Below are 22,456 nucleotides of genomic sequence, written 5' to 3'. Positions count from 1 at the left end.
GCAGGGTGTCGGCGAAGGCATTCCACTGCGGCGCCTGGGCGTCGGTGATCCCAAGTTCCGCCTTCAGGAAGGCGATGCGGCCCTCGACATGCTCGAACGGCAGGCCCATGGCGCTAATGCCACCCTGCTGGCCCATCATCATCTGGCGCATCATGGGCATCATCTGCTCCATCATGCCTGACCCCATCATGTTGGATTGGCCGCTCTGCTGACCCATCATGCCGCCCATCATCGGGCGCATCTGGTCCATGTTCATCATCATGCCGGGCATCGCGGGCTGGCCGCCCTGGGACGGCTGGGCAGGCGTCGGGGCAGGAGCGGGCTGGGCCTGGGTGGTCGTGGCGCCGGCTGGGTGGTGGGCCTGGTGATCCTGGCCCTGGTCGGGAGTGGCGGCGGTCTGGGCCTGGGCAGCCGACATCATGGCGACGAGCGCAAAGGCCGGAAGCATCTTGCGGGTGAAAGACGACATGGCGTCCTCCTGATCATATGGTTCGAGCCGTCCCGGTCGGACTCCACGCGGGAGCGCCGGGATGAAAAGGGCCGAGCGCACGAGGACTGGAACCGGCACCCGTTGCCGAGCCGAAGCTCAGGTCGGACGCGGACAGACTCGTGGCGTCAGAGGATCAGAGAGGGTGGACGCAGTGCGGGGTCGCTGTCGACGCCTTCGGGCGTGGCCAGGGCCGGCAGATGGTCCGCCCGGTCAATGGCCGGAATGAAGGCTGCGACGGCATCGACGGGGAGGGCGCAGTGCATGGTCGCGCATTGGATGACGCTACAGCAGGCATCGTCACCGCGCACACCCAGGTGCTTGCAGAGATCCTGCTTGTGCTCATGGTCTGCCACCGCGGCGACACCATCGTCCTGCGTGTCGACCAGGGCATCCTCATGAGGCGCCGGGGAGTGCTGGTGAGGCGGCAGACCGGCGTGGCTCGGCACGGCGTAGACGAGCAGCGTGGCCAGCATCAGCAGGCTCACCACCGCTCTCCTCATCGTCGACCAATCCCCACGCCACATGGTGATTGCCTTCCTTGCCCGAGGCCGGACGGCACCTGCGCGCCCACCGGCCCCTCCCGCAACCGTAAGACCATTCCCTGGTCCCTGCAACGGCACGTTCGTCCCGATGACCGGCCGCGTCAGGCGAACATCGACCCTCCAGCGGTGGGAGGGTCAATATCAAAAGCGTTCGATGGCAATGCCGGTCGATCGGCGGCGTCGGTTGACGGACATCAATGGCCGCCCCCCACAGGGGGGACTATGGTTGTGTCGGCCCGGACGGATCCGGGTCGTTCAAAGCAATGGTCGGCATGAAGCGGTTGGGCCACATCCTCGCCATTCTGGCGTTCGCCTTCGCGCTCCTGATGGGCGCGGCGGGCGGAGCCGTGGCGAATGTGGAGATGCCCGCCGGTTCGACGGGCCATTATGGCTCTCATCACACCCCGCCCCCTTCGGCGCCATCACAGAGCCACCACAAGGCCGCCCTCGCCATCGCGGCGACCTGTTGCCCGGCGGCCGAGGCTCCGGTTCGGCACAGCATCGCCATCCCGGTGACCATGGTCGAAGCGTCCTGGCACCCGCGGGCCGGCTTCGTCCCGAACGCCCGGGACATCACACCGGACACGCCCCCTCCGAAGACCAGCCTCTGATCGGCCGCGCGCCCTGACGCCTGCGTCGGACGCCCGGCCATGCGCCGCCTGACCGGCGGCGTGCGCGAGCGATTCCGACCACGCGATCAGAGGACTCTCATCATGTCCGAGAGGCATTTCACGACCCGCCGCGGCTTCATCGCCGCGCTGGGCTTCGGCGCCGTCTCCCTGTACGGCGCTTGGGCAGCCTATGGCGCCGCCCCGCTTCCCTTCGGCGGACACACCGGACACAAGGACGCCGCTCCGGAAGCCGCCGCACACGGCCATGGCGGCCACGGCGCGGCCGAGGGCATGGCGCCCGAGGAGTTCCGCTTCGAGCACGACTTCTTCGTCCAGAAGTACGCGCAGAAGGACGGCAGCGTGAATCCGCACGCCGATGCGGACGCCCATAGCGGCCATGGTCATGCCGATGCCGGCCATGACCACGGTGTGGAGATGGTGTCTGCCGAGCCGGTCGATGTCTACCTGATGGCGCAGAAATTCGCCTACAGCCCGGATATCCTCCGCCTCAAGGCCGGCCAAGCCTACCGGTTCCGCATGATGGCGGACGACATCACGCATGGTGCGTCGATCCAGCTGGGATCCGCCAGCCGCATCATCCGCCTGCGGCCGAACGTCGTCACCGAGCAGACGATCACCTTCACCAAGCCGGGCGAGTACCTCGTCTACTGCACCGTCTATTGCGGCCAGGCGCATGACGCCATGCACGGCCGCATCGTCGTCGGCTGACCCGGGGAGGACTCACAGCATGGATACCCTCTCGGCCTCCTTCGCCCCGGCCGGCGCGACCTCACCTCTCGCGGCCTCGCGCCTCACGGTTCGGGTTGCCTCCCTGCCGTCGGCCGACAAGGCCCTTCTCATGCTGCTGTTCGGCGCCGCCCTACTGGCGCTTGTGCTGGGGTTGGTTGGCGGCTTCGTGACTGCGCTCGCCCGCGCCGGGGCGCTCACCGTCTTTCCGGACGACGCCTACCGCATCCTGACCCTGCACGGCGTGTCCGTGTTCTTCTATTGGCTCTACCTGATCCAGGCAGCCCTGTTGCTGGTGCTGGCGGCGGCTGAGAGCGGCCGAGGCCTCGCCCTGCGCCCATTGGCATGGCTCGGTGCCGCCCTGATGCTGGCGGGCTTCGGTGTCAGCGAGTGGATCTCCGCCACCGGCACGCCGCTGCTCTACGACGGCAGCCCCGAACTGGCCGCGGACGACCCGCGCTCCGTCGGGGTCTTCGCGCTCGGCTACCTGCTGCTTTCGGCAGGGCTGGCGGCGTCCGCCATCAGCGGCATCGCGACCGTGCTCCAGCCCCGGCTGCGTGGCGAGGCCAGCGAGTTCACCTCCATCGGCTTCGCCCTGTTCGCCTGGGCGGGGTTCCTGGTGGTCAGCGCGATCGCCGCGACCAACGCCTTCCTGCCCGGCCTGCTGTGGGCGCTCGGCACGGGACCGTTCCCGGCCGATCACGGCACCGAGTGGCACATCCTGTTCCACAACCTGCATTACCTGCCGCTGATGGCGACCGTGCTGGTGTGGTACGTGCTGAGCGAACACCTGACCGGGGTGACGTCGATCCATGGCGCGCGCCTGTCGAAGATCGTCTTCGCCGCCTATCTGGTCTTCGTGCCGCCGACCAGCCTCTACCACATGTTCCTGGAGCCGACCCTGTCGGAGAGCGTCCGGGTCGTCGGCTCGCTGCTGTCGTTGTTCGTGTCGGTGCCGACGCTGGCGGCCTTCGCCATCATCGTCTCCTCGCTGGAAGCCAGCGCCCGGGCGCGCGGCGCCACCGGCTTCTTCGGCTGGATGCGGGGGCTGCCCTGGCGCAACCCGGTGATGGCGAACATGGGCTGGGCGGTGGTGAACATGATGCTGGGCATCACCTTCGCCTTCGTCCTGATCCAGGAGAAGCTGGCGCCGATGCTGTCGGACACCTTCTTCGTGCCCGGCTATTTCCATTTCTTCGCGGTTGGCGTGCTGACCCAGACCTTCCTGGCCGCGCTGATGGTGATCCTGCCGGCACTCGGCGGAGGCAGCCTGTGGCGCCCGGACCTGCTGCGGCGCATGCCGGCCGTCGTGACGCTCGGCCTGCTGATCTTCGGCGCGGCCGGCATCACCGCCGGGTTCATGGGGGTGCCGCGCCGGGTCTTCGACGTCGGCTACGGCGGCATGGCCCCGGCCGCTTGGCCGGTGCTGATGGCCCTGGTCGGCATCGGCGCCACGATCTTCGCCCTCGCCATCTCGGTCAGCGTCTACGGCGTCGTCCGCACGCTGCTGTCGCTGCGCCCGTCGATCGAGCCGGCGCCGGTGGTCGACTGGCGGACCGGATCGCGCGGCGTCGGCACAGCCCCGGCCTGGACCGGGCCGCTGTCGGTCGCGGCCCTGGTCGCCGCCATGTACGTCTTCACCATCGTCGCGTTCCAGCTGATCCAGTCGCTGCCGATCATCGTCATCGGCGGCGGGCACGGCCACTGAGCGACGGCCACTGAGCGCAGGAGACCCGTCATGAAACTGAACGAAGAGCTTTGGCTCGTTGTCGTCATCGCCGCCGTATGGGCGGTGCTCGCCGCCGTCTACGCCCTGGTCCCCAGTCTTGGGATGCCCGGTTACGTCCGGGTCTGGGGCGGCGGCGCGGTGCTGTTCCTGGGGCTCGCCGGAGTGCTGGTCGCCGTCAGCCGGAAGGCGCCCAGGGGCTGAACCGCTGCACGACGGTGCCACAAAAGGAGGCGCCATGGGGGCATGAGCATCGCTCCGCCCCCCATGGCACCCTGTATCACTTCTTGATGCCGAGGATGGTTTCAGCCTGGGCGAGCGTCGCCTCCGACTCGGCATGCTTGCCCTGCTTATGGAACGTCTCGCCATCGGCGCGGAGCTTCTTCACCTGCGTCATCTGGTCAGCGCTCAGCTTCGGGTTGGCCGCCAGGGCCTGGTCGATGGCGGCCATGTGTTTGGGACAGCTGTTGGCGAGCGCCGGACCGGTCAGGGCGACGGCGAAGACGGCTGCCAAAGCGACGTTCCTGAGCATGGTGTTCCTCCCGTTTCGCGGTCCGCGGAAATGCGGGCCGCCTGATCGACGCCTGAACGGCGCCCCGTATTCCAACACGGGCGGCCCCGGTTGGCGACTGGGCAACGGTACGGCGGCGCTCGGTCCGTCACCGATCCTTTCGGGCGGCTTCCTCGATCGTTCCTGAACCGGCGGAGAGCGTCACCACCCCATTCTCACGGACCAGCCGCCCCGTGCGCTCCAAGACGGCCAGGGCCCGATAGATGGCCTCGTGCGTCAGTCCGATCTCTGCGGCGATCTCCGTCCAAGGCCGGTCGAGCCGCAGCATCGGCGGGTCGCCCGACACCTGGAGCCGAAGCCACGCCACGACCCTCTCCGGCGCCGACCGGATGTTCCGCAGTTCCAGCCGGCTGCGCAGGTCGCGGACATGGGACGCAAGCCCACGGGCCAGCGCAAGCGCGGCCTGTGGGTTGTCCTCCAGGGCGGCGAGCAGGTCCGGCTTCGGGATCACCGTGACCTCGGATGGCGTCTCGGCGACGCCATCGCAGTGGTAGGCCTCCGCCCACAGGGCGGCCTCGGCAAAACTCTCACCGGTGCGGGCAACGTGCAGCGTCACCGACGAACCGTCTTCGAGGTGCCGCACGAGGCGCACCCGGCCCCGGCCGACATGAAACACCGCCACGGTCGGATCGCCCTGCCGGAACAACACCTCGCCCAGCTTCAGGCATCGGCGATGGAGCCGTTGCGGTTCGACGAGTCCGACCCATGCGCTTGCCCCCAGCTTTCCCAAAACCGCCTCACCCGGAATTCTCCGCCATATGATTGCAATCATATGGCGTCGCAGGGAGTCCGGCTACCGTCCGAGGAAGTCACCCACCAGGAGGATCCCATGCCGATCCGCACCGCCGCCACCCTCGCCCTCGTCACCGCCGTTGGACTTGGCATCGGATTTGGGAGCGCCACGGCTCAGACCGCGATGCCGATGGACCACGCCGCCCATCATGGCACCCAGCATGCCGGCACCGCCATGCCGCCATCCGGCCCGGTCCCGACCATGCCCGGCCAGGATGCCTTCGGCACCATTCAGGAGATCGTCCGCATCCTGGAGGCCGACCCGGCCACCGACTGGTCCCGGGTGGACATCGAGGCGCTGCGCCGGCACCTCGTCGACATGAACGAAGTCACGCTCAACGCGACGGCCGTTGCGACCCCGGTGGACGGCGGAGCCATCTATGCCGTCACCGGCGACGGGCGGACCCTGGAAGCGATCCGCCGCATGGTGCCGGCGCACGCTCACGAGATCGATGGCACGAACGGCTGGACCGTCAAGGCCGAGCCTTTGCCGAACGGCGTCTCGCTGACCGTCACCGCCGCCGACCCGAAGCAGACGGCCCATATCCGGGGACTTGGGTTCATCGGCATCATGGCCCAGGGAGGCCACCACCAGATGCACCACCTCGCCATGGCGAGAGGGGAGTTCAGTCATTGACGGCAGAATCACGCCCCGTTCAGACCAGCGTTCGGGCAGGAGGGCGGCGGCATCGGCGGCGGCGCGGCGTTGCAGCAGACGCAGGCGTGGAGCAGCCGGCCGAAGGCGCGCTGGTTGTCCGGACTCCTGCAGATGTCCGGACAACCAGCCTCGTCTTCCACAGGAAATTACAATGAAAACAGAGAATGATCCCATAAAACCCCGGCAAAAATACCTTTGCTTTCGATTTGGCCGGCCAAGAAACTCACGGTACATTTAAAACATTCATTGCAATTTTCTCGGCGGATCACCATTTGAAATTTACCGAAGCCACTCCAGGCTTGCTTCCTCTTTGCCGAGGATGGTGCATCCGAAGCGTTTTCCTGGCGTGACTCCATCCGGACGGCATGACCACCGATCTTGCCGATCATCCGGCCATCGTCGGAGAACAGTGTCGGAGAGCACCCATGGACGCAGGGACAAGCCTTGCCTTCTTCATTCTGACATCCCGGCCGGGGGAATGGCCATGACATCCCCGCTCCACTCCATCGAGGGGCAATGCCCCCATGGCGCCGACCTGCTGCGCGAGCAACTGCGCTGGACCAATGCCGAGCGCCGCTGGCATCCGCTGCCCCAGGGCACGGAGGCTGGCCGGCTTCCCCCCGCTTTTCCGCCACAGGGCCATGCCGGCCTGCCACGGGGCGCCTTGCTGACACGTCTCACCATGGCCCGTGCCGCCGGCGCGACCGCCTTCAAGGAGCAGTGATCTTATGAGCCTTTCAGCCCATTACATCGTGTCGTGCCGAACGGACGGCTGGTTCATCCGGTTCGAGGGGGAGCGCTATGGCCCCTTCCCCAGTGGACAGGCCGGCGCGCTGATCGCCGCGGTGCAGGCCGCCAACCAAGCCGGAAAGGACGGCCACGACGCCCGCGTGCTGCTGCGCAAGCCGGATGGCGTCGTCGATGCCGTCTGGGTCTTCGGCACCGACAGCTACCCGTCGCCCTGGGTAACGGATTTGCACCGGATTGCACAGCTTCCGCGACGCGAACGGGCCCGTACGCCCGTCCCGCCATCCTCCCCGGCACTGGACGCCACGGCGGCCCAAGTAGCGGCCCAAGTGGCGGTGGGCCAGGCATAAACGAAAGGAAGGACGCGGATCAGGCGGTCACCTCGTCGGTCCAGACCTGAAATTCCGTCAGAGTATTGGGACCGAAGGTGTGGGTGAGCGGCACGTCGGCCGCGTCGCGTCCCTGTGCAATCAGAATGCGCCCGATCCGGGGAGCGTTGTTCCGCGGATCGAAGACATGCCAGCGGCCGCCCAGATACACCTCCATCCAGGCGGCGAAATCCATCGGCGCATAGGGCGGCGGCTCGCCGATGTCGCTGATATAGCCGGTGCAGTAGCGCGCGGGGATGTTCATGGCGCGACAGAAGGCGATGGCGAGATGGGCGTAGTCGCGGCAAACCCCGCGCTTCTCGGCATAGGTCTGGGCTGCGGTCCGCGTCGGGCGCGAATGCTCGTAGCCGAACGTCACATGCCCGTGGACGAAGTCGCAAATCGCCTGGACCCGCGCCCAGCCCGGCGGGGTGCCCGCGAACAGCCGCCAAGCCTCGTCCGACAGGACGTCGGTCTCGCAATAGCGGCTTCCCAGAAGGAACAGCAGGGTGTCGGCCGGCAACTCGTCCACGCGGTGCTGCACGGCGCCGTGGTTCACCGGGTCTTGCGCGCCGCTGTCGCGGATGATGCTGTCGGCACTGATGGTGACGGGGCCGGCGGGCGCGACCAGCCGGCTGCACCAGTTGCCGAAGCTGTCGCGATAGCCCTGGATCGGCGCCGGTACGCTGGTGACGATGTGGTCGGGCCGCTCCAGATCGCCGACGCGCGTGTAATGCACGTTCAGCATCACGATCATCGGTGTGGGGGCGGGAAAGCTGAAATTCAGCCGGTAACCCAGGCGAATGCGCATGAAGGCCCTCCGATGAAAAAGCATATCAGGCTTCGCGCGCACTTCTTCACGTTTTCGTGATTTTGCTTCACCTCGGATCGCGGCGCGAATGGATTACGCCGGCACCCTCTGACTGCTCCTTCTATTTCTCCGCCTTCTTTTTCAGCAAGAGCGGCCCATGAAAAAGGCAGCGCCATACCGGCGCCGCCTTTTTTACTTTGCGACAGGCTGGCGTGGCCCGGGCGACAGTCCCTCAGATGATCACGCCATGGTCCTTGGCAAAGGTCTTCAGCTTGTCGCGCAGGCTGTGGTCGGCCCCGGTGTAGAGCCCGCTCATGTAATCCCGCAACGCCGCCACCTCGAGCGAGCGCAGCATGGTCTTCACCGGACCGACCGATGGCGGCGACATCGACAAAGTGCGGAAGCCGACGCCGATCAGCGCCATGGCGTCGAGCGGCCGGCCGGCCATCTCGCCACAGATGCTGAGCGACACCTTGTGCCGGGCGCATTCGTCGACCAGCCGGCGCAGCACGCACAGCATCGACGGCGACAGCGGGTCGTAGCGGGTCGAGGTGCGCGGGTTGCCGCGGTCGGCGGCGAACAGATACTGGGTCAGGTCGTTGGAGCCGACCGACAGGAAATCCAGCTTGGGCAGCAATGCCGGGAGTTGCCACAACAGCGACGGCACCTCCAGCATCGTGCCGACACGCAGGCTGCTGGGCGGCTCGATACCCTGGGCGGCCAGCCGCTTCAGCTCCAGCTCCAGCAGGCGGCGGGCGCCGTCGAACTCCGCCACCTCGGCGATCATCGGGAACATCACCGACAGCGGCCGGCCGGCGGCGGCCTGCAGCAGGGCGCGCAACTGCTGGCGCAGCAGCGACGGGTGGTCGAGCCCGATGCGCACGGCGCGCCAGCCCAGCGCCGGGTTCTCCTCCTCGCCGCCGGTCATGTAGGGCAGCATCTTGTCGCCGCCCACATCCAGCGTGCGGAAGACGATCGGCTTCTCGCCGACCTCGTCCATGATGCGGGAATAGAGATCGGTCTGCGCCTTCACGTCGGGGTAGGAGGCGCGGACCATGAAGGGGATTTCGGTGCGGTAGAGCCCGACGCCCTCCGCCCCGCTGGCGGTCAGGTGCGGCAGGTCGATCAGCAGGCCGCAGTTCAGATGCATGGAGATCGGCACCCCGTCGCGCGTCACCGACGGGAATTTGCGGATCTCCGCATACATCTGCTCCTTGCGGTGCTGCAACGCCACCGCTTCGCCGAAGGCCATCTGGATGTCTTCGGCCGGGCGGATGAAGACCTGCCCATGGTCGCCGTCGACGATCAGCTGGTCCAGCGGCTCGATCCGGTTCAGCGCGTCGCCCGCCTGCACCACCGGGATGTTCAGCGCGCGGGCGACGATGCAGACATGGCTGGCCGGCGACCCTTCCTCCAGCAGCAGGCCGCGCAGGCGGGTGCGGTCGTAATCCAGCAGTTCCGCCGGCCCCATGGAACGGGCGACCAGGATCATGTCGTCCGGCAGTGTCGCGCTGTCGGTGCCGGTGGTCTTGCCGGCCAGATGTTGCAGCAACCTGTTGGTCAGGTCCTCGAAATCCATCAACCGTTCCCGGATGTAGGGATCGGTCAGGTGGCTCATGCGGGCGCGGGTGTCGTTCTGCACCTGCTGCACCGCCGCCTCCGCCGTTAGGCCGACGCGGATCGCCTCGCGGATGCGCGACAGCCAGCCGCGGTCCTCGGCGAACATCCGGTAGGTTTCCAGGATGTCGCGCGGTTCGCTGAGGCCCGCCAGCGACGCCGCTTCCAGCAGGTCGTCGATGGCGCTGTGCATGGTCTGCAGCGCGGTGTTGAACCGCTCCAGTTCGGCATCGGCATCCTCCGCCACCATCTGGCGGACGGTCAGCTGCGGCCGGTGGATGACGGCAAGGCCGATGGCCAACCCGGCGCTCATCGCCGTGCCCGACAGGCGGGCCGGCAGCAGCACGGGATCGCCGGTGGTGGTGACCTCCACCGGATTGACAAGCTCGCTCTGCGCCACCAGCTCGGCGACGACCATGGCGATGGTCTGGAGGGTTTCCACCTCCTCCTCGACATAGCGGCGGCGGTCCTTGTGCTGGATCACCAGCACGCCGCGCACCTTGCTGCCGCGCAGGATCGGCACGCCGGCCAGCGACTGGAACGGGTCCTCCCCCGTTTCCGGGCGGTAGGCGAAGCTGGGGTGGGAGGGCGCATTGTCCAGCGCCACCGGGCGAGCGTGGCCGGCGATGTAGCCGACGATGCCCTCGCCCACGCGCAGGCGGGTGTTGTGGACGGCGGTCTTGTTCAGGCCCTCGGTGGAGAACAGCTCCAGCACCTCGCCGGCGCGCATGACGTAGCAGGAGCAGACGTCGGCCTTCATCTCCGCCGCGATCAGCGTGACGATCTTGTCCAGCCGGTCCTGCCCCGACCCCGACCCGGCCATGATATCGCGCAGCCGGGCGAGCAGCCGGCGCGACGAGGTGCCGTCGAAACGGACGTCCATTCCCCCCTCCATACCGCCGCCACCGGTTGCCGTGTCGAGGGTGTCGGTCATCGCTACAGCGCTCCCACGGGCGGCTCCGCCATCAGGCTTAACGATGCCTCATCCATCGTCCGCCGGGCCAGTGCCGATTCCGCCTGGGCGATCAATTCGGCCAGGATGTCGGCCACCGGCTGTTCGCGGGTGACCAGCCCGACGCTCTGCCCGGCCATCAGGGAGCCGTTCTCCACGTCGCCCTCGATCACCGCGCGGCGCAGCGCCCCGGCCCAGAAATGCTCGATCTCCAGCATGCCTTCGTCACGGCTCATGACGCCGGAATCGACCCTGGCGATGACGTCGCGCTGGAATTCCATGAAGCGCTTGGACGCCTCGTTCGCCAGCGCCCGCACCGGGATGACGGGGAAGCGCGGGTCGATCTGCACCGACGGCTGAGCATCGCGGGCCGACGCCCGGATGAAGGCCTGCTTGAAATTGGGATGGGCCACGCATTCGGTGGCGCAGACGAATCGGGTGCCGACCTGCACGCCGGCCGCCCCCAGTTCCAGATAGGAGAGGATCGTCTCGCCCCGGCCGACGCCGCCGGCGACGAACACCGGCACCTCGCGCAGCTCGGGCAGGATTTCCTGGGCCAGCACGGTGGTGGAGACCGGGCCGATATGGCCGCCGGCCTCGGTTCCTTCGATCACCAGCGCGTCGGCGCCGTGCTTCGCCAGCCGCCGGCCGGCGGTCAGCGTCGGCGCGAAGGCCATCGCCTTGGCCCCGCCGTCCTTGATGCGGCGCAGGGTGGCGCCGGACGGCAGGCCGCCGGCGACGACCACATGGCCGACGCGCTGCTCGCGGCAGACGTCGATCAGCTGGTCCAGCGCCGGGTGCATGTTGATGAGGTTGACGCCGAACGGCTTGTCGGTCAGCGCCCGCGTGCCGGCGATCTCCACCGCCAGCTGGTCCGGGGCCATGGAGCCGCAGGCCAGAACGCCGAAGCCCCCGGCGTTGGAGATGGCGGAGACCAGGTGCCGTTCGGACACCCAGCTCATGGCTCCGCCCATCACGGCGGTGCGGGTGCCGAGGAACTCCCGGCCCCGTTTCCAGAGCCGGTCGAGCCGGGCCGATGCTGCCGCCGCGTATGATGTGGCGTCGGTCATGGCCGGCCCTCCCCTGCTGTTGCGATCCCCGGCACCCGGGTCGCCACCTGCGCTCAGGCGGCGTCCAGGCCGTAGGCGGTGTGCAGGGCGCGCAGCGCCAGCTCCGCATACTCCTCGGCGATCAGGACCGAAATCTTGATCTCGGAGGTCGAGATGACCTGGATGTTGATGCCCTTGTCGGCCAGCGCCTTGAACATGCGCTGGGCGACGCCGGCATGGCTGCGCATGCCGACGCCGATGACCGACACCTTGACCACGTTGGCATCGGAAATGATGCGCTTGTAGTTCAGGGTGGACTGCGCGTCCTCCAGCACCTTCACGGCGCGGGCCAGATCGGCCTTGCCGACGGTGAAGGTCATGTCGGTGGACTTGCCGTCTTCCGACACGTTCTGGACGATCATGTCGACGTTGACGGCGTTGTCGGTCAGCGGACCAAAGATGGCGGCGGCGACGCCCGGCTGGTCGGCGACGCCGACCAGGGTGATCTTCGCCTCGTCGCGGCTGTAGGCGATGCCGCTAACAACTTCCTTTTCCACGATCTCGTCCTCGTCAACAACCAGGGTTCCGGGAAGCGAACTGCCCGCAGCGGCTTCGAAGCTCGACAGCACCTGCACGCGCACGCGGTGGTTCATCGCCATCTCGACCGAGCGGGTCTGAAGCACCTTGGCCCCCTGCGAGGCCATCTCCAGCATTTCCTCGTAGGTGATCTTGTCGAGCTTGCGCGCCTTGGAGACGATGCGCGGGTCGGTGGTGTAGACGCCGTCGACGTCGGTGTAGATGTCGCAGCGGTCGGCCTTCACCGCCGCCGCCAGCGCCACCGCCGAGGTGTCCGAGCCGCCGCGGCCCAGCGTGGCGATGCGGCCCTGTTCCGACACGCCCTGGAAGCCCGCGACCACGGCGACTTCGCCGGTCTGCAGGGACTTTTCCATCTCGGTGGTGTCGATGGAGACGATGCGCGCCTTGCCGTGCGTGTCGTCGGTGCGGATCGGCACCTGCCAGCCGGCCCAGGAGCGGGCGGGAATGCCGAGCGACTGCAGGGCGATGGCCAGGAGACCGGAGGTCACCTGCTCGCCCGATGCGACGACCGCGTCATATTCGCGCGCGTCGTGCAGCTTGTCGATGTCGTTGCAGTATTTGACGAGCTGGTTGGTCACGCCGGACATCGCCGACACGACGACGGCGACCTGATGCCCCGCCTTCACCTCTTGCTCGACCTTCCGGGCCACGTTCTTGATGCGGTCGATGTCGCCGACCGACGTGCCTCCGAACTTCAGGACGATCCGCGCCATACCTCACACCATATCTGGCCGCCCGGTCATGCCATCTGGATCATGCCATCAGGATCATGCGGGTCGGCTGAGCGCACCCCCGCTCCACCGTTGCCGGCGCGGGGCGGCGTATCCATACTCCGTCGGTGGAAGCGAGGCAAGTTGCCCGCACCCGTCCCGCCTCACAGTTTACGGATTTTCACCATGACCGCCTCATCCTCCGCCTTCCCGCACGCGTCCGCAACCGCCCCCGCTGGTGGAATCGGTGGCGGAACCGTGGACCCGGAGGATGTCGCCCGCTTCTCCGCCATCGCCGCCGAATGGTGGGATCCGACCGGAAAGTTCAAGCCGCTGCACCGGTTGAACCCGCTGCGCCTGACCTATATCCGCGATGAGGTGTGCAAGCGGCTGGGCCGCGACCCGCTGGCGCCCAACGCGCTGTCGGGCCTGCGCGTGGTCGATATCGGCTGCGGCGGCGGCCTGCTGGCCGAACCGATCGCGCGGATGGGCGCCACGGTGGTCGGCGTCGATGCGTCGGAGAAGAACATCAAGACCGCCGCCACCCACGCCGCCGAGACCGGCACGGCCGTCGACTACCGCGCCACCACCGCCGAGGCTCTGGCCGCCAGCGGCGAGAAGTTCGACGTGGTTCTGGCGATGGAGGTGATCGAGCATGTCGCCGACGTGCCCCTGTTCTTGAAGTCGCTGTCCGACCTGCTGGCCCCCGGCGGCGTCCTGTTCCTGGCGACGCTGAACCGCACGCCGAAATCCTTCGCGCTGGCCATCGTCGGGGCGGAGTACATCCTGCGCTGGCTGCCGCGTGGCACCCACAACTGGCGCCAGTTCCTGCGCCCGTCCGAACTGAACGCCGCCGTACGCACGTACGGGCTGAGCGTACGCGACCTGACCGGCATCACGTACAACCCGCTGAGCGACGAGTTCCGGCTGAATGCGCGCGATCTGGACGTCAATTATATGGGGTGGGCGGAGCGGGGGTGAGGGCACCATCCGCCCGAAGCTGACGACGCTTCATCTCGACCGTCATTCCCGCGCAGGCGGGAATCCAGCCGTTTCAAGCGCTTGAGCCGGATACCTGGATCCTCGCCTTCGCGGGGATGATGGCCGAGAGAGATGCGGTTTTAAAGGCGCCGATTACCCTTAATCCTCGTACACAGCGTCCAGCGGCAGAGAGAGGTCCAGCGCCGCCAGCATGACCGGACCATCGCACACGACATCGACGGTCCAGCCGCTGCCCTCGCGGCGGTAGACCTCGACCAGACGCTCGCTCTGGGAGACCAGAACGATTTCCCGCAGGGACGGGATCTTCTGGTAGTTGGTCCGCTTCTCGCGGCGGTCGATGGCTTCGGTGCTGTCGGACAGCACCTCCACGACCAGCACCGGATCCTTGACGACATAGGGGTCGTCGTCGCCACCGGCACAGGTCGCGACGAGGTCGGGATAGTAGAAGGCATTCGCCGCCTCGACCCGCACCTTCACGTCATTGGCGTAAGCTCGGCATCCACGGGCGCGGGCGGCCTGCCGCAAGGCGACGAACAGGTTGCCGACGATGGTCGCATGACGGCGGCTCGCCCCGACCATGGCGAAGATCTCACCGTCGACATATTCGTGCCGCACCTCGGCGCTCCGTTCGGCGGCGAGATAGTCCTGCGGCGAAATCCAGGGTCGGCGCTGCGCGTTTCCCATGACCGTGGCCCCCGTCAAAAAACTGGCTCAGAGCAAGTGTACCAGCCCACCCGGCCCCACTCCACTTGGTGCATCCGCCGCAAAAGAAAAAGGGCCGCGCACGATCCCGTGCGGCGGCCCTTTCGGCATGCTGTGCCCCTCACCGGCGGCCCGTCAGTTGGACGGGGTCGGCTCGTGCTGGGTCAGGAGCGCGTACATCGCGTCGCCGGATTCGGCTCCGCGCAGCTTCTCGCACATGGACTGGTCCCGCAAAAGGCGCGAGACGCGGGCGAGTGCCTTCAGATGGTCGGCTCCCGCCTGCTCCGGGGCGAGGAGGAGGAAGATCAGATCGACCGGCTGCTCATCGATCGCGTCGAAATCGATGGGCCGCTCCAGGCGGGCGAAGACGCCATGGACGCGGTCCAGGCTGGACAGCTTGCCGTGCGGGATGGCGATGCCATGGCCCACGCCGGTCGTGCCCAGCCTTTCGCGCTCCAGAAGCACGTCGAAGATCGCCCGCTCGTGCTGACCGGTCAGCTCGGACGCTTTGCGCGCCATCTCCTGCAGGGCCTGCTTCTTGTTGCCGGCCTTCAGGTTCGGGAGGATGGCGTGCGGAGAGATGAGGTCGAGCATGGACGCTTCTTGACCAGGAGGACGGGTCGGCGCCGTCAGGCGCCGGCCTTCTCCGCCGGATCGACCCAGCCGATGTTCCCGTCGGCGCGGCGGTAGACCATGTTCAGGCGGCCATGCGCACCGTTGTGGAACATCAGGGCGGGGGCCTGCGCCAGTTCAAGGCGCATCACCGCCTCGCTGACCGACAGGGTGGCGATGCTCGTCTCCATCTCGGCGACGACCATCGGGTTGGCGACGCCGTCGGCGGAAGCCTCGACCTCGTCGTGATGCTCCTCGGTCTCGGCTTCCAGCACGCGGTAGCTGGCCGGGACGGCGGCGCCGTTCTCGGCGGCGTGGTGGTCGCGCAGGCGGCGCTTGTAGCGGCGCAGGCGCTTGGCCAGCTTCTCGCAGGCAATGTCGAAGGCCGGGTAGGGTTCGGTGGCGTCGCCGGCACTCTGCAGGACGATGCCGCGGCCCACATGGACCTGGATGTCGGCCTTGTAGAGATGCGCGTCCTTGGTCAGGACGACATTCGCCTCGATCGGCTTGTCGAAGTACTTGCCGACCACGGCGTTCAGGCTATCGGCCACATGGGTGCGCAGAGCGTCGCCCACATCGAGCTGCTTGCCTTTGACGGAGAGTTGCATGGTGGAACGTTTCCAATATTGGTCCGCTGGGGACGGTGTAGACACGACGTTCTAAGATGCCGGGTTCGAAGATGCTGGTCCGCCGCTTGCGGGCCGGGACGATAAGCAAGGGTCACCGGACTGTCAATCGAGCCCTCCCCCGCCCGACCCGCCTACATGCGTGACATCTTGGCACGTCGTCGCTGCACCGATGACGGTATTTTCATAGCTTCACGATACTTCGCGACCGTCCGCCGCGCAATGTCGATCCCTTCTGCACGGAGAATCTCCACCAGTTTGTCGTCGGACAGCACGTCTTCCGGCTTTTCCGCATCGATCATGGTCTTGATGCGGTGCCGAACCGCTTCCGCGGAATGGGAAGCCTGGCCGTCCGCACCCTGGATGGCGGAGGTGAAGAAGTATTTCAGCTCGAAGACGCCACGCGGCGTCGCCATGAACTTGTTGGTGGTGACGCGGCTGACGGTGCTCTCATGCATGCCGATGGCCTCCGCGATGTCACGCAGGATCAGCGGTCGCAGGTGCGAGACGCCATGGATGAAGAACGCATCCTGCTGGCGGATGATCTCGCTCGCCACCTTCAAAATAGTGGTGGCGCGCTGATGCAGCGACTTCACCAGCCAGTTCGCCGACTGGAAGCGTTCGGAGATGTATTCCTTGTCGGCCTTGTTGCGGGCGCTGTCGGAGATGCGGGCGAAATAGCGGTGGTTCACCAGCACGCGCGGCAGCGTGTCCGGGTTCAGGTCGATCAGCCAGCCGCCGCCGGGATTGGCGCGCATCAGGATGTCGGGGGTGACCAGCTGGGCCGGCGTGTGGTCGAAGGCCAGCGCCGGCTTCGGGTTCAGCTTGCGGATGTCGACGACCATGTCGGCGACGTCCTCGGCATCGACGCCGCAGACCTTCATGATGGCCGGCAGGTTGCGCGCGGCCAGAAGCTCCAGATTGTCGAGCAGCGCCGCCATCGCCGGGTCGAGCCGGTTCTTCTCGCGCAGCTGGATCGCCAGGCATTCCTTCAGCGACCGGGCGAAGATGCCGGGCGGGTCGAAGCGCTGGCAGGCGGCCAGCACCCGCTCCACCCGCTCCACGTCGCATCCCAGCTGTTCGGCCATCGACTGGGCGTCGAAGCCGACCAGCCAGCCGGCCTCGTCCAGCATGTCGATCAGGGCCAGCCCGATCAGCTGGTCGCCAAGGTCGGGCAGGTCGATCTTCAGCTGTTCGGTCAGATGGTCACGCAGGTTCTTTTCGCTGGTCAGCGTCGCTTCGAGGTTGCTGTCGTCATCGTCGAAGCCGCTGCGGCCGCCGCGCTCGCCATAGGAGCCGTAGACCTCGCTGCCGCCGTCCGAGCCGTCGGAAAAGCGGTCGTCGCCATAGACATTCTCGAAATCGGTGTCGAGCGGCGCCTCCGACGACGAGGCCATCGTGTCCGACGAGGTCATCTCCACGGTGTCGCGGGTGCGCCCGTCGGTCGGCGCCAGCGCCGGCCCGTCGTCGCGGCCGTTCAGCCCGTCGACGCTGAGGCCGTTCGCCTCCATGCCGCCGGGGCCATCCAGCCCGCCCGGCGCCTCGCCGCCGGCACCGTCGCCGACGGGGTCGCTGCCGCCGTCGCTCGGGCCACTGTCGCGCTCCAGCAGCGGGTTCTGCTCGATCTCGCGGTCGACGAAGTCCGACAGTTCGATGTTCGACAGCTGCAGCAGCTTGATGGCCTGCTGCAGCTGCGGCGTCATCACCAGTGTCTGGGCTTGTCGAAGGTCGAGACGTTGAGCAAGCGCCATGGCTGTGGAACCGGGACCAGTGGGAACGGAGGGCTACAGACTGAACCGGTCGCCGAGATAGACCCGGCGCACGCCCTCGTGCGCCACGATCTCGTCCGGCCGTCCCTCCATTAGTACCACACCATCGTGCAAAATGTATGCCCGATCGACGAGGTCGAGCGTTTCACGCACGTTGTGGTCGGTGATCAGCACGCCGATGCCGCGGTCGCGCAGATGGCCGACCAGCTCGCGGATGTCGTTCACGGCGATGGGATCGATGCCGGCCAGCGGTTCGTCCAGCAGGATGAAGTGCGGCTGTCCGGCCAGCGCGCGGGCGATCTCCACGCGCCGCCGCTCGCCGCCCGACAGCGCCAGGGCGGGCGAACGGCGGAGATGCGTCACCGAGAATTCGGCCAGCAGCTCGTCCAGCATCGCCTCGCGCGCGTCGCGGTCGCTCTCCACCACCTCCAGCACGGAGCGGATGTTGTTCTCCACCGTCATGCCGCGGAAGATCGAGGCCTCCTGCGGCAGATAGCCGATGCCGAGCCGGGCGCGGCGGTACATCGGCAATGCCGTGATGTCCTGGCCGTCCAGCGTGATCGTGCCGGAGTCGGCGGCGATCAGGCCGGTGATCATGTAGAAGCAGGTGGTCTTGCCGGCGCCGTTGGGGCCGAGCAGCCCGACCGCCTCGCCGCGCTGGACGCTGATGGAGACGTCGCGCACCACCGGCCGCTTCTTGAACGACTTGCCGAGATGCTGCGCCACCAGTCCCTCGGTCGGGGCGGATGACGTGGGGCTGCTGCCGGCGGGCGCGGCGCCGGGTCCGTTCGCGGTCAGCACGGTCACGGCTTCTTGCCCGCGGCGGCGCTCTTGCCGCCCTCATTTTTTTCGCCGGGAATCAGCAGGCCGCTGACCCGGCCGCCGGCATCGCGGCCGGCGATGACGCGGTTGATCTTGGTGTTCATGTTCATCTCGGCGGCTTCGCCGTTCAGCTGGTTGTCGCCGCGGGTGATCCTGACGTTGCCCATCAGCACCGCGACGTTGTCGGCGACGGAATAGACCAGCTTGTCGGCCAGCGCCACGTCGGTGGGCGTGGTGACGACGATGTTGCCGGATCCGTCGATCCGCTCCATCTGGGTGGTGCCGTCCGGCATCTTCTTCAGCCGGCCGATCAGCACGTCGGCGCGCAGCCGGTCGTTGCCGCGCACCGCCACCGCGTCGCCGCGCGCCACGGTCAGGTCCTGCGCCTCGTAATACTCCAGGCTGTCGCGGGCGGTGACCACGTCCTTGGTGGTGACCAGCTTCAGGTCCTTGCCGGTGACGACGGCCACCTGCTTGTCGACGTCATAGACGGCATGGTCGCCGAACACCTGCTGGGTCGGGCTGACGATGCGGACATTGCCGTCGGCCACCAGTTGGAACACCTCGTTCCCCTTGCCGGGAACCTCGCGGTAATAGGCGGTCAGCACGTCGGCGAAGACGGTCGAGTCGTTGCGCTTGGCCGACGCGTTGCCGCGCGCCACATAGGCGCGGACGTCCTGGTGCCATTCGATCGCCTGATCGGCGTTGATCTCCACCGGCTGCTTGCCGCCCATGCCGGGCAGCCCCTGGGCGAAGGCATGCCCCGGAACCAGAGGTACGAAAGAGAAAAACCCGCCGGCCAGGATGGCCGACAGGGTCAGGGCAATACGGAGTTGGGGGGGACGGAATGGCGACCGTTTGGACGTCACGGCTTCTTGCTCCCGGGGCGCTCGGCGGCCTGGACCTCGGCCTTCGACTGGTTGAGGAAGACGACGTTCTTGCCGCGGTCCGTCATGCGGAAGCCCTTGGCGTTGATCTCGCCCTGCGGACCCTGGCCGGTCACCGCCTGCTCGCCCCAGGCGTTGCCCTTGCGGATATCGGCCTCGGCCTCGCTGGTGGTGAACTCGTTGCCGTCGTCGCGCAGGACATGGACGTTGCCGCGCATCAGCAGGATGCCGGTGCTCTGGTTGTACCAGCCCTTGTCGGAGCGCATCGTCACCCAGGTGCCGGTGCTCTCGGTCATCTCCGCCTGCGGTTCGTCCAGCAGGACGATGTCGGGCTGGTCAGCCGACTTGTCGGCCTTGGCTGCCACCAGCGAGAAGGGCTGGTTGTGTTCGTCCAGGCTGAAATAGCGCGGCTTCAGCATCTCGCTCTGCCCGGCGTCGGCGGAGACGCGCGGCGTCGGCGGGCTGTTCAGCGACGGCCAGGCGGCCAGCAGAGCCACCATCGCCAGCGCCGCCGCCGGCAGCACGAACTTCATGGCCGAGACGAAGCGGCTGTAGACCCGGCTGACCGGACGGGTGTCGCGCCGACGGTGCGCCCGCAGAACCGCCGGCGGCTCCGCCAGGGCGTGAACCGGGGCGGGCTTGGCCCCACCCTGCCCGCCGGCGGTCGGGGCGGGTGCGGTGCGGCCGGTTGCTGTACGGTCGGGGCTGCGCAGGTCGTCCAGGCTCAACTCTTCGTCCCTCCGGCTCGGCGCTTGGCTTCCATGATGGGTGGGAACGGCGTCAGGCGGCACCGGCGCGCAGGACATCGTGGATGTGCACGATGCCGAGCGGCCGGTCTGCCTCGATCACGAACAGGGTGGTGATCTTCTTGTCGTTCATCTCGCGCAGCGCTTCGACGATCAACGCCTTCGGGCGGATGGTCTTGGGCCGCGGCGACATGATGCTGTCCGCGCGTTCCGCCAGAAGCTCCGGCGTCAGATGACGGCGCAGGTCGCCGTCGGTGATGATCCCGACCAGCGCCCCGGCTTCGTCGGTCACCCCGACGCAGCCCAGCCGCTTGGCCGTCATCTCGAAGATGACGTCGGACAGCGGCGAGTCAAGGCGGCACAGGGGCAAATCATCGCCCTTGTGCATGATGTCGGTGACCTTCAGCAATGCGCGGCCGAGCTGGCCGCCGGGGTGGAACTCGCGGAAATCGGCGGCGGAGAAGCCGCGCCGCTCCAGCAGGGCCACCGCCAGCGCGTCGCCCAGCGCCAGCATCATCGTGGTGGAGGTGGTGGGCGCCAGACCCAGCGGGCAGGCTTCCGGCTCCGGCGGGACCACCAGCGCCACGTCCGACTGTTCGGCCAGCGAGGAGGCGGCGCGCCGCGTCATCCCGATCAGCGGGATGCCGAAGCGGCGGGTGTAGGCGATGATGTCCGCCAGCTCGTGCGTCTCGCCGGAGTTGGAGAGCGCCACCACCGCGTCGATCCTGGCGATCATGCCGAGGTCGCCGTGGCTCGCCTCGCCCGGATGGACGAAGAGGGCCGGCGTGCCGGTGGAGGCCATGGTCGCGGCGATCTTGCGGGCGACATGTCCCGACTTGCCCATGCCGGTAACGACGACGCGGCCTTGGATGCCCTGGAGGATGTCGAGCGCCCGCAGGAACTCCCCGTCGAGGCTGCCGGCCAGCGCGACCAGCGCATCGGCCTCGGTCCGCAGGACGCGGGTGGCGCAGGCGAGATCGCGGTTCTCCACTTCCGTCGAAGCGGTGGAGCTGTCGGTCAGGCTGCCAGTCAGGCTGGAGGTGATAACGCTGGTCAAGGCTGTCATGCCTTCCATTCAAAAGGCCCGTCCGCGGGCCGTTCACAAACACGGCGCCTGCCCGGAGTACTCCCGGCAGGCGCGGCGTGCAGTATGCCCCCCGGCGGACGCCGGGTCAAATCCACGGCCGGTCAGGGGGTGAGGTGTCGCAGGTGGCTCCCTCTCCCGTCCCGGGAGAGGGAAGGGGCCCGCCGCGAAGCGGTGGGAAGGGTGAGGGGTTAGGCACGAAGCCATGCGGTTCGGGATGCTTGGATCAACCCTCACCCTCCCCACTTCGTGGGTCCCCTCCCTCTCCCGGGACGGGAGAGGGCATGGATCGCGTGATCAGTGCGCCAGAATGTCCGGGGTTTCCCAGCCGCCGAGGTCCAGCTCGCCGCGGGCGGGGAGGAAGTCGAAGCAGGCCTGGGCCAGATGGGTGCGGCCCTCGCGCGCCAGCATGACGTCCAGCTTCGCCTTCAGGTCATGCAGGTGCAGCACGTCGGATGCCGCATACTTCATCTGGTCGGTGGTCAGCTCGGGCGCGCCCCAGTCGGAGGACTGCTGCTGCTTGGAGATCTCGACGCCCAGCAGATCCTTGCACAGATCCTTCAGGCCATGACGGTCGGTGAAGGTGCGGACCAGCTTGGAGGCCACCTTGGTGCAATAGACCGGCTGGCAGCTGACCCCGAGATAGGCCTTCATCACCGCCACGTCGAACCGGGCGAAGTGGAACAGCTTGGTCACGCCGGGGTTGGTCAGCAGGCGCTTCAGGTTCGGCGCCTCGTACTGGCCGGGGCGGAACTGGACCAGATGGACGGCGCCGTCGCCGGCCGACAGCTGCACCAGGCAGAGGCGGTCGCGGTGGGGGTTCAGACCCATGGTCTCGGTGTCGATGGCCACGCAGTTGTCGCGGGCGCCGGCGGCGAGGTCGAGGCCGTCTGGGAGGTCGCCGTCATGAAGGTCGATGGGCATGGTCGATTCCCGGGTGGTCAGGCCCCCGGCCATGGACCCTAGAAACGACGAACGCCGCTCTGCACTATCCCCTTCTCAATCGAAGGAGCTGTGCATGCGGCGCAGCCGGGTAGAAAGAAATGGTGCCCAGGAGAAGACTCGAACTTCCACGACATTTCTGCCACAGGTACCTGAAACCTGCGCGTCTACCAATTCCGCCACCTGGGCTCGGTGCTCGGTGTGTGGGCGGTTGTTTAATGATCCGGCCGGAGGGCGTCAACAGCTTTTTTTCGACCCCTTCATTTTTTTGTCGCA

Annotated in this window: 25 protein-coding genes, 1 tRNA gene and 1 pseudogene; 8 read left to right on the top strand and 19 right to left on the bottom strand. The window is 67.5% G+C overall.

Annotation, left to right across the window (positions count from 1 at the left end):
- A pseudogene (locus TSH20_RS09015) lies at positions 1 to 469 on the bottom strand (Spy/CpxP family protein refolding chaperone); the annotation flags it as partial.
- A 146-nt stretch (positions 470 to 615) separates the two neighbouring features.
- On the bottom strand, positions 616 to 975 hold the full coding sequence (locus tag TSH20_RS09010) for a hypothetical protein (protein WP_146205346.1): 360 nt from the start codon (positions 973 to 975) through the stop codon (positions 616 to 618).
- Between the two features lie 329 nt (positions 976 to 1,304).
- Here TSH20_RS09010 and TSH20_RS09005 point away from each other — a divergent pair, with 329 nt between their 5' ends.
- From TSH20_RS09005 to TSH20_RS08995, 4 genes are all read left to right on the top strand, one after another.
- Positions 1,305 to 1,643 carry a hypothetical protein gene (locus TSH20_RS09005; RefSeq protein WP_146205347.1) on the top strand — a complete coding sequence of 113 codons (339 nt, stop codon included), beginning with the start codon at positions 1,305 to 1,307 and terminating at the stop codon, positions 1,641 to 1,643.
- 102 nt (positions 1,644 to 1,745) lie between these two features.
- Entirely contained in the window at positions 1,746 to 2,372 is a 627-nt protein-coding gene (locus TSH20_RS34915) for a cupredoxin domain-containing protein (RefSeq protein WP_158281974.1), read from the top strand.
- 19 nt (positions 2,373 to 2,391) lie between these two features.
- Positions 2,392 to 4,098, top strand: a complete 1,707-nt coding sequence (locus TSH20_RS09000) for a cbb3-type cytochrome c oxidase subunit I (protein ID WP_158281973.1) — start codon at positions 2,392 to 2,394, stop codon at positions 4,096 to 4,098.
- A 30-nt stretch (positions 4,099 to 4,128) separates the two neighbouring features.
- A complete protein-coding gene (locus TSH20_RS08995) occupies positions 4,129 to 4,320 on the top strand; it encodes a hypothetical protein (RefSeq protein WP_109074409.1) in 192 nt (63 codons plus the stop codon).
- A gap of 76 nt (positions 4,321 to 4,396) precedes the next feature.
- Here TSH20_RS08995 and TSH20_RS08990 read toward each other — a convergent pair whose 3' ends face one another.
- Both TSH20_RS08990 and TSH20_RS08985 read right to left on the bottom strand, forming a co-directional pair.
- A complete protein-coding gene (locus TSH20_RS08990; RefSeq protein WP_109074408.1) occupies positions 4,397 to 4,648 on the bottom strand; it encodes a hypothetical protein in 252 nt (83 codons plus the stop codon).
- A gap of 127 nt (positions 4,649 to 4,775) precedes the next feature.
- Positions 4,776 to 5,417, bottom strand: coding sequence for a Crp/Fnr family transcriptional regulator (locus TSH20_RS08985; RefSeq protein WP_247871207.1), 642 nt, complete (start codon positions 5,415 to 5,417; stop codon positions 4,776 to 4,778).
- A gap of 99 nt (positions 5,418 to 5,516) precedes the next feature.
- Here TSH20_RS08985 and TSH20_RS08980 point away from each other — a divergent pair, with 99 nt between their 5' ends.
- A complete protein-coding gene (locus tag TSH20_RS08980; RefSeq protein WP_109074406.1) occupies positions 5,517 to 6,116 on the top strand; it encodes a hypothetical protein in 600 nt (199 codons plus the stop codon).
- A 167-nt stretch (positions 6,117 to 6,283) separates the two neighbouring features.
- Here the strand turns inward: TSH20_RS08980 and TSH20_RS34590 are convergent, their stop codons facing one another.
- Entirely contained in the window at positions 6,284 to 6,526 is a 243-nt protein-coding gene (locus TSH20_RS34590; protein WP_146205348.1) for a hypothetical protein, read from the bottom strand.
- 95 nt (positions 6,527 to 6,621) lie between these two features.
- On the opposite strand from TSH20_RS34590, the gene TSH20_RS08975 reads away from it, so the two are divergent.
- Positions 6,622 to 6,861: a hypothetical protein gene (locus TSH20_RS08975; RefSeq protein ID WP_109074405.1), complete on the top strand. Its 240-nt coding sequence runs from the start codon at positions 6,622 to 6,624 to the stop codon at positions 6,859 to 6,861.
- A gap of 4 nt (positions 6,862 to 6,865) precedes the next feature.
- Positions 6,866 to 7,234 carry a hypothetical protein gene (locus TSH20_RS08970; protein WP_199231917.1) on the top strand — a complete coding sequence of 123 codons (369 nt, stop codon included), beginning with the start codon at positions 6,866 to 6,868 and terminating at the stop codon, positions 7,232 to 7,234.
- A 19-nt stretch (positions 7,235 to 7,253) separates the two neighbouring features.
- Here TSH20_RS08970 and TSH20_RS08965 read toward each other — a convergent pair whose 3' ends face one another.
- The 4 genes from TSH20_RS08965 to TSH20_RS08950 all read right to left on the bottom strand — a co-directional run bounded on the left by TSH20_RS08965 (position 7,254) and on the right by TSH20_RS08950 (position 12,991).
- The gene (locus TSH20_RS08965; RefSeq protein WP_109074404.1) at positions 7,254 to 8,063 is read right to left on the bottom strand and encodes a transglutaminase family protein; all 810 of its coding nucleotides are present in this window, start codon (positions 8,061 to 8,063) and stop codon (positions 7,254 to 7,256) included.
- Positions 8,064 to 8,295: 232 nt separating this feature from the next.
- On the bottom strand, positions 8,296 to 10,614 hold the full coding sequence (gene ptsP / locus TSH20_RS08960; RefSeq protein ID WP_109074403.1) for a phosphoenolpyruvate--protein phosphotransferase: 2,319 nt from the start codon (positions 10,612 to 10,614) through the stop codon (positions 8,296 to 8,298).
- A 2-nt stretch (positions 10,615 to 10,616) separates the two neighbouring features.
- Positions 10,617 to 11,702: a nitronate monooxygenase gene (locus tag TSH20_RS08955; RefSeq protein WP_109074402.1), complete on the bottom strand. Its 1,086-nt coding sequence runs from the start codon at positions 11,700 to 11,702 to the stop codon at positions 10,617 to 10,619.
- 53 nt (positions 11,703 to 11,755) lie between these two features.
- Positions 11,756 to 12,991: an aspartate kinase gene (locus TSH20_RS08950; RefSeq protein ID WP_109074401.1), complete on the bottom strand. Its 1,236-nt coding sequence runs from the start codon at positions 12,989 to 12,991 to the stop codon at positions 11,756 to 11,758.
- 183 nt (positions 12,992 to 13,174) lie between these two features.
- Between TSH20_RS08950 and ubiG the strand changes: the two genes are divergently transcribed.
- Positions 13,175 to 13,969 carry a bifunctional 2-polyprenyl-6-hydroxyphenol methylase/3-demethylubiquinol 3-O-methyltransferase UbiG gene (ubiG, locus tag TSH20_RS08945; protein WP_247871208.1) on the top strand — a complete coding sequence of 265 codons (795 nt, stop codon included), beginning with the start codon at positions 13,175 to 13,177 and terminating at the stop codon, positions 13,967 to 13,969.
- Positions 13,970 to 14,128: 159 nt separating this feature from the next.
- Here the strand turns inward: ubiG and TSH20_RS08940 are convergent, their stop codons facing one another.
- The 10 genes from TSH20_RS08940 to TSH20_RS08895 all read right to left on the bottom strand — a co-directional run bounded on the left by TSH20_RS08940 (position 14,129) and on the right by TSH20_RS08895 (position 22,369).
- Positions 14,129 to 14,674, bottom strand: a complete 546-nt coding sequence (locus TSH20_RS08940; RefSeq protein WP_109074399.1) for a Uma2 family endonuclease — start codon at positions 14,672 to 14,674, stop codon at positions 14,129 to 14,131.
- Between the two features lie 153 nt (positions 14,675 to 14,827).
- Positions 14,828 to 15,286 carry a PTS IIA-like nitrogen regulatory protein PtsN gene (ptsN, locus tag TSH20_RS08935; RefSeq protein ID WP_109074398.1) on the bottom strand — a complete coding sequence of 153 codons (459 nt, stop codon included), beginning with the start codon at positions 15,284 to 15,286 and terminating at the stop codon, positions 14,828 to 14,830.
- Positions 15,287 to 15,321: 35 nt separating this feature from the next.
- Entirely contained in the window at positions 15,322 to 15,912 is a 591-nt protein-coding gene (raiA, locus tag TSH20_RS08930; RefSeq protein ID WP_109074397.1) for a ribosome-associated translation inhibitor RaiA, read from the bottom strand.
- Positions 15,913 to 16,064: 152 nt separating this feature from the next.
- Positions 16,065 to 17,681: an RNA polymerase factor sigma-54 gene (gene rpoN, locus TSH20_RS08925; RefSeq protein ID WP_109074396.1), complete on the bottom strand. Its 1,617-nt coding sequence runs from the start codon at positions 17,679 to 17,681 to the stop codon at positions 16,065 to 16,067.
- Positions 17,682 to 17,714: 33 nt separating this feature from the next.
- Complete coding sequence (gene lptB, locus TSH20_RS08920) at positions 17,715 to 18,506, bottom strand: LPS export ABC transporter ATP-binding protein (protein WP_109074395.1); 792 nt, start codon at positions 18,504 to 18,506, stop codon at positions 17,715 to 17,717.
- On the bottom strand, positions 18,503 to 19,390 hold the full coding sequence (locus tag TSH20_RS08915; RefSeq protein ID WP_109074394.1) for an LptA/OstA family protein: 888 nt from the start codon (positions 19,388 to 19,390) through the stop codon (positions 18,503 to 18,505). Before TSH20_RS08915 ends, lptB begins: the two co-directional genes overlap by 4 nt.
- On the bottom strand, positions 19,387 to 20,136 hold the full coding sequence (gene lptC, locus TSH20_RS08910) for an LPS export ABC transporter periplasmic protein LptC (protein ID WP_247871209.1): 750 nt from the start codon (positions 20,134 to 20,136) through the stop codon (positions 19,387 to 19,389). The genes TSH20_RS08915 and lptC overlap by 4 nt, the downstream gene beginning before the upstream one ends.
- A gap of 52 nt (positions 20,137 to 20,188) precedes the next feature.
- Positions 20,189 to 21,229, bottom strand: coding sequence for a KpsF/GutQ family sugar-phosphate isomerase (locus TSH20_RS08905; protein ID WP_109074393.1), 1,041 nt, complete (start codon positions 21,227 to 21,229; stop codon positions 20,189 to 20,191).
- Between the two features lie 306 nt (positions 21,230 to 21,535).
- Positions 21,536 to 22,162 carry a ribonuclease H-like domain-containing protein gene (locus tag TSH20_RS08900; RefSeq protein WP_085087104.1) on the bottom strand — a complete coding sequence of 209 codons (627 nt, stop codon included), beginning with the start codon at positions 22,160 to 22,162 and terminating at the stop codon, positions 21,536 to 21,538.
- Positions 22,163 to 22,282: 120 nt separating this feature from the next.
- Positions 22,283 to 22,369: transfer RNA gene (locus TSH20_RS08895), tRNA-Leu, on the bottom strand.
- Between the last annotated feature and the right edge of the window lie 87 nt (positions 22,370 to 22,456).

This window comes from Azospirillum sp. TSH20 (assembly GCF_003115935.1).
Taxonomy (GTDB): Bacteria; Pseudomonadota; Alphaproteobacteria; order Azospirillales; family Azospirillaceae; genus Azospirillum.
The sequence above is the reverse complement of the archived record's forward strand: the minus strand, read 5'-3'. Positions and strand labels throughout refer to the sequence as shown.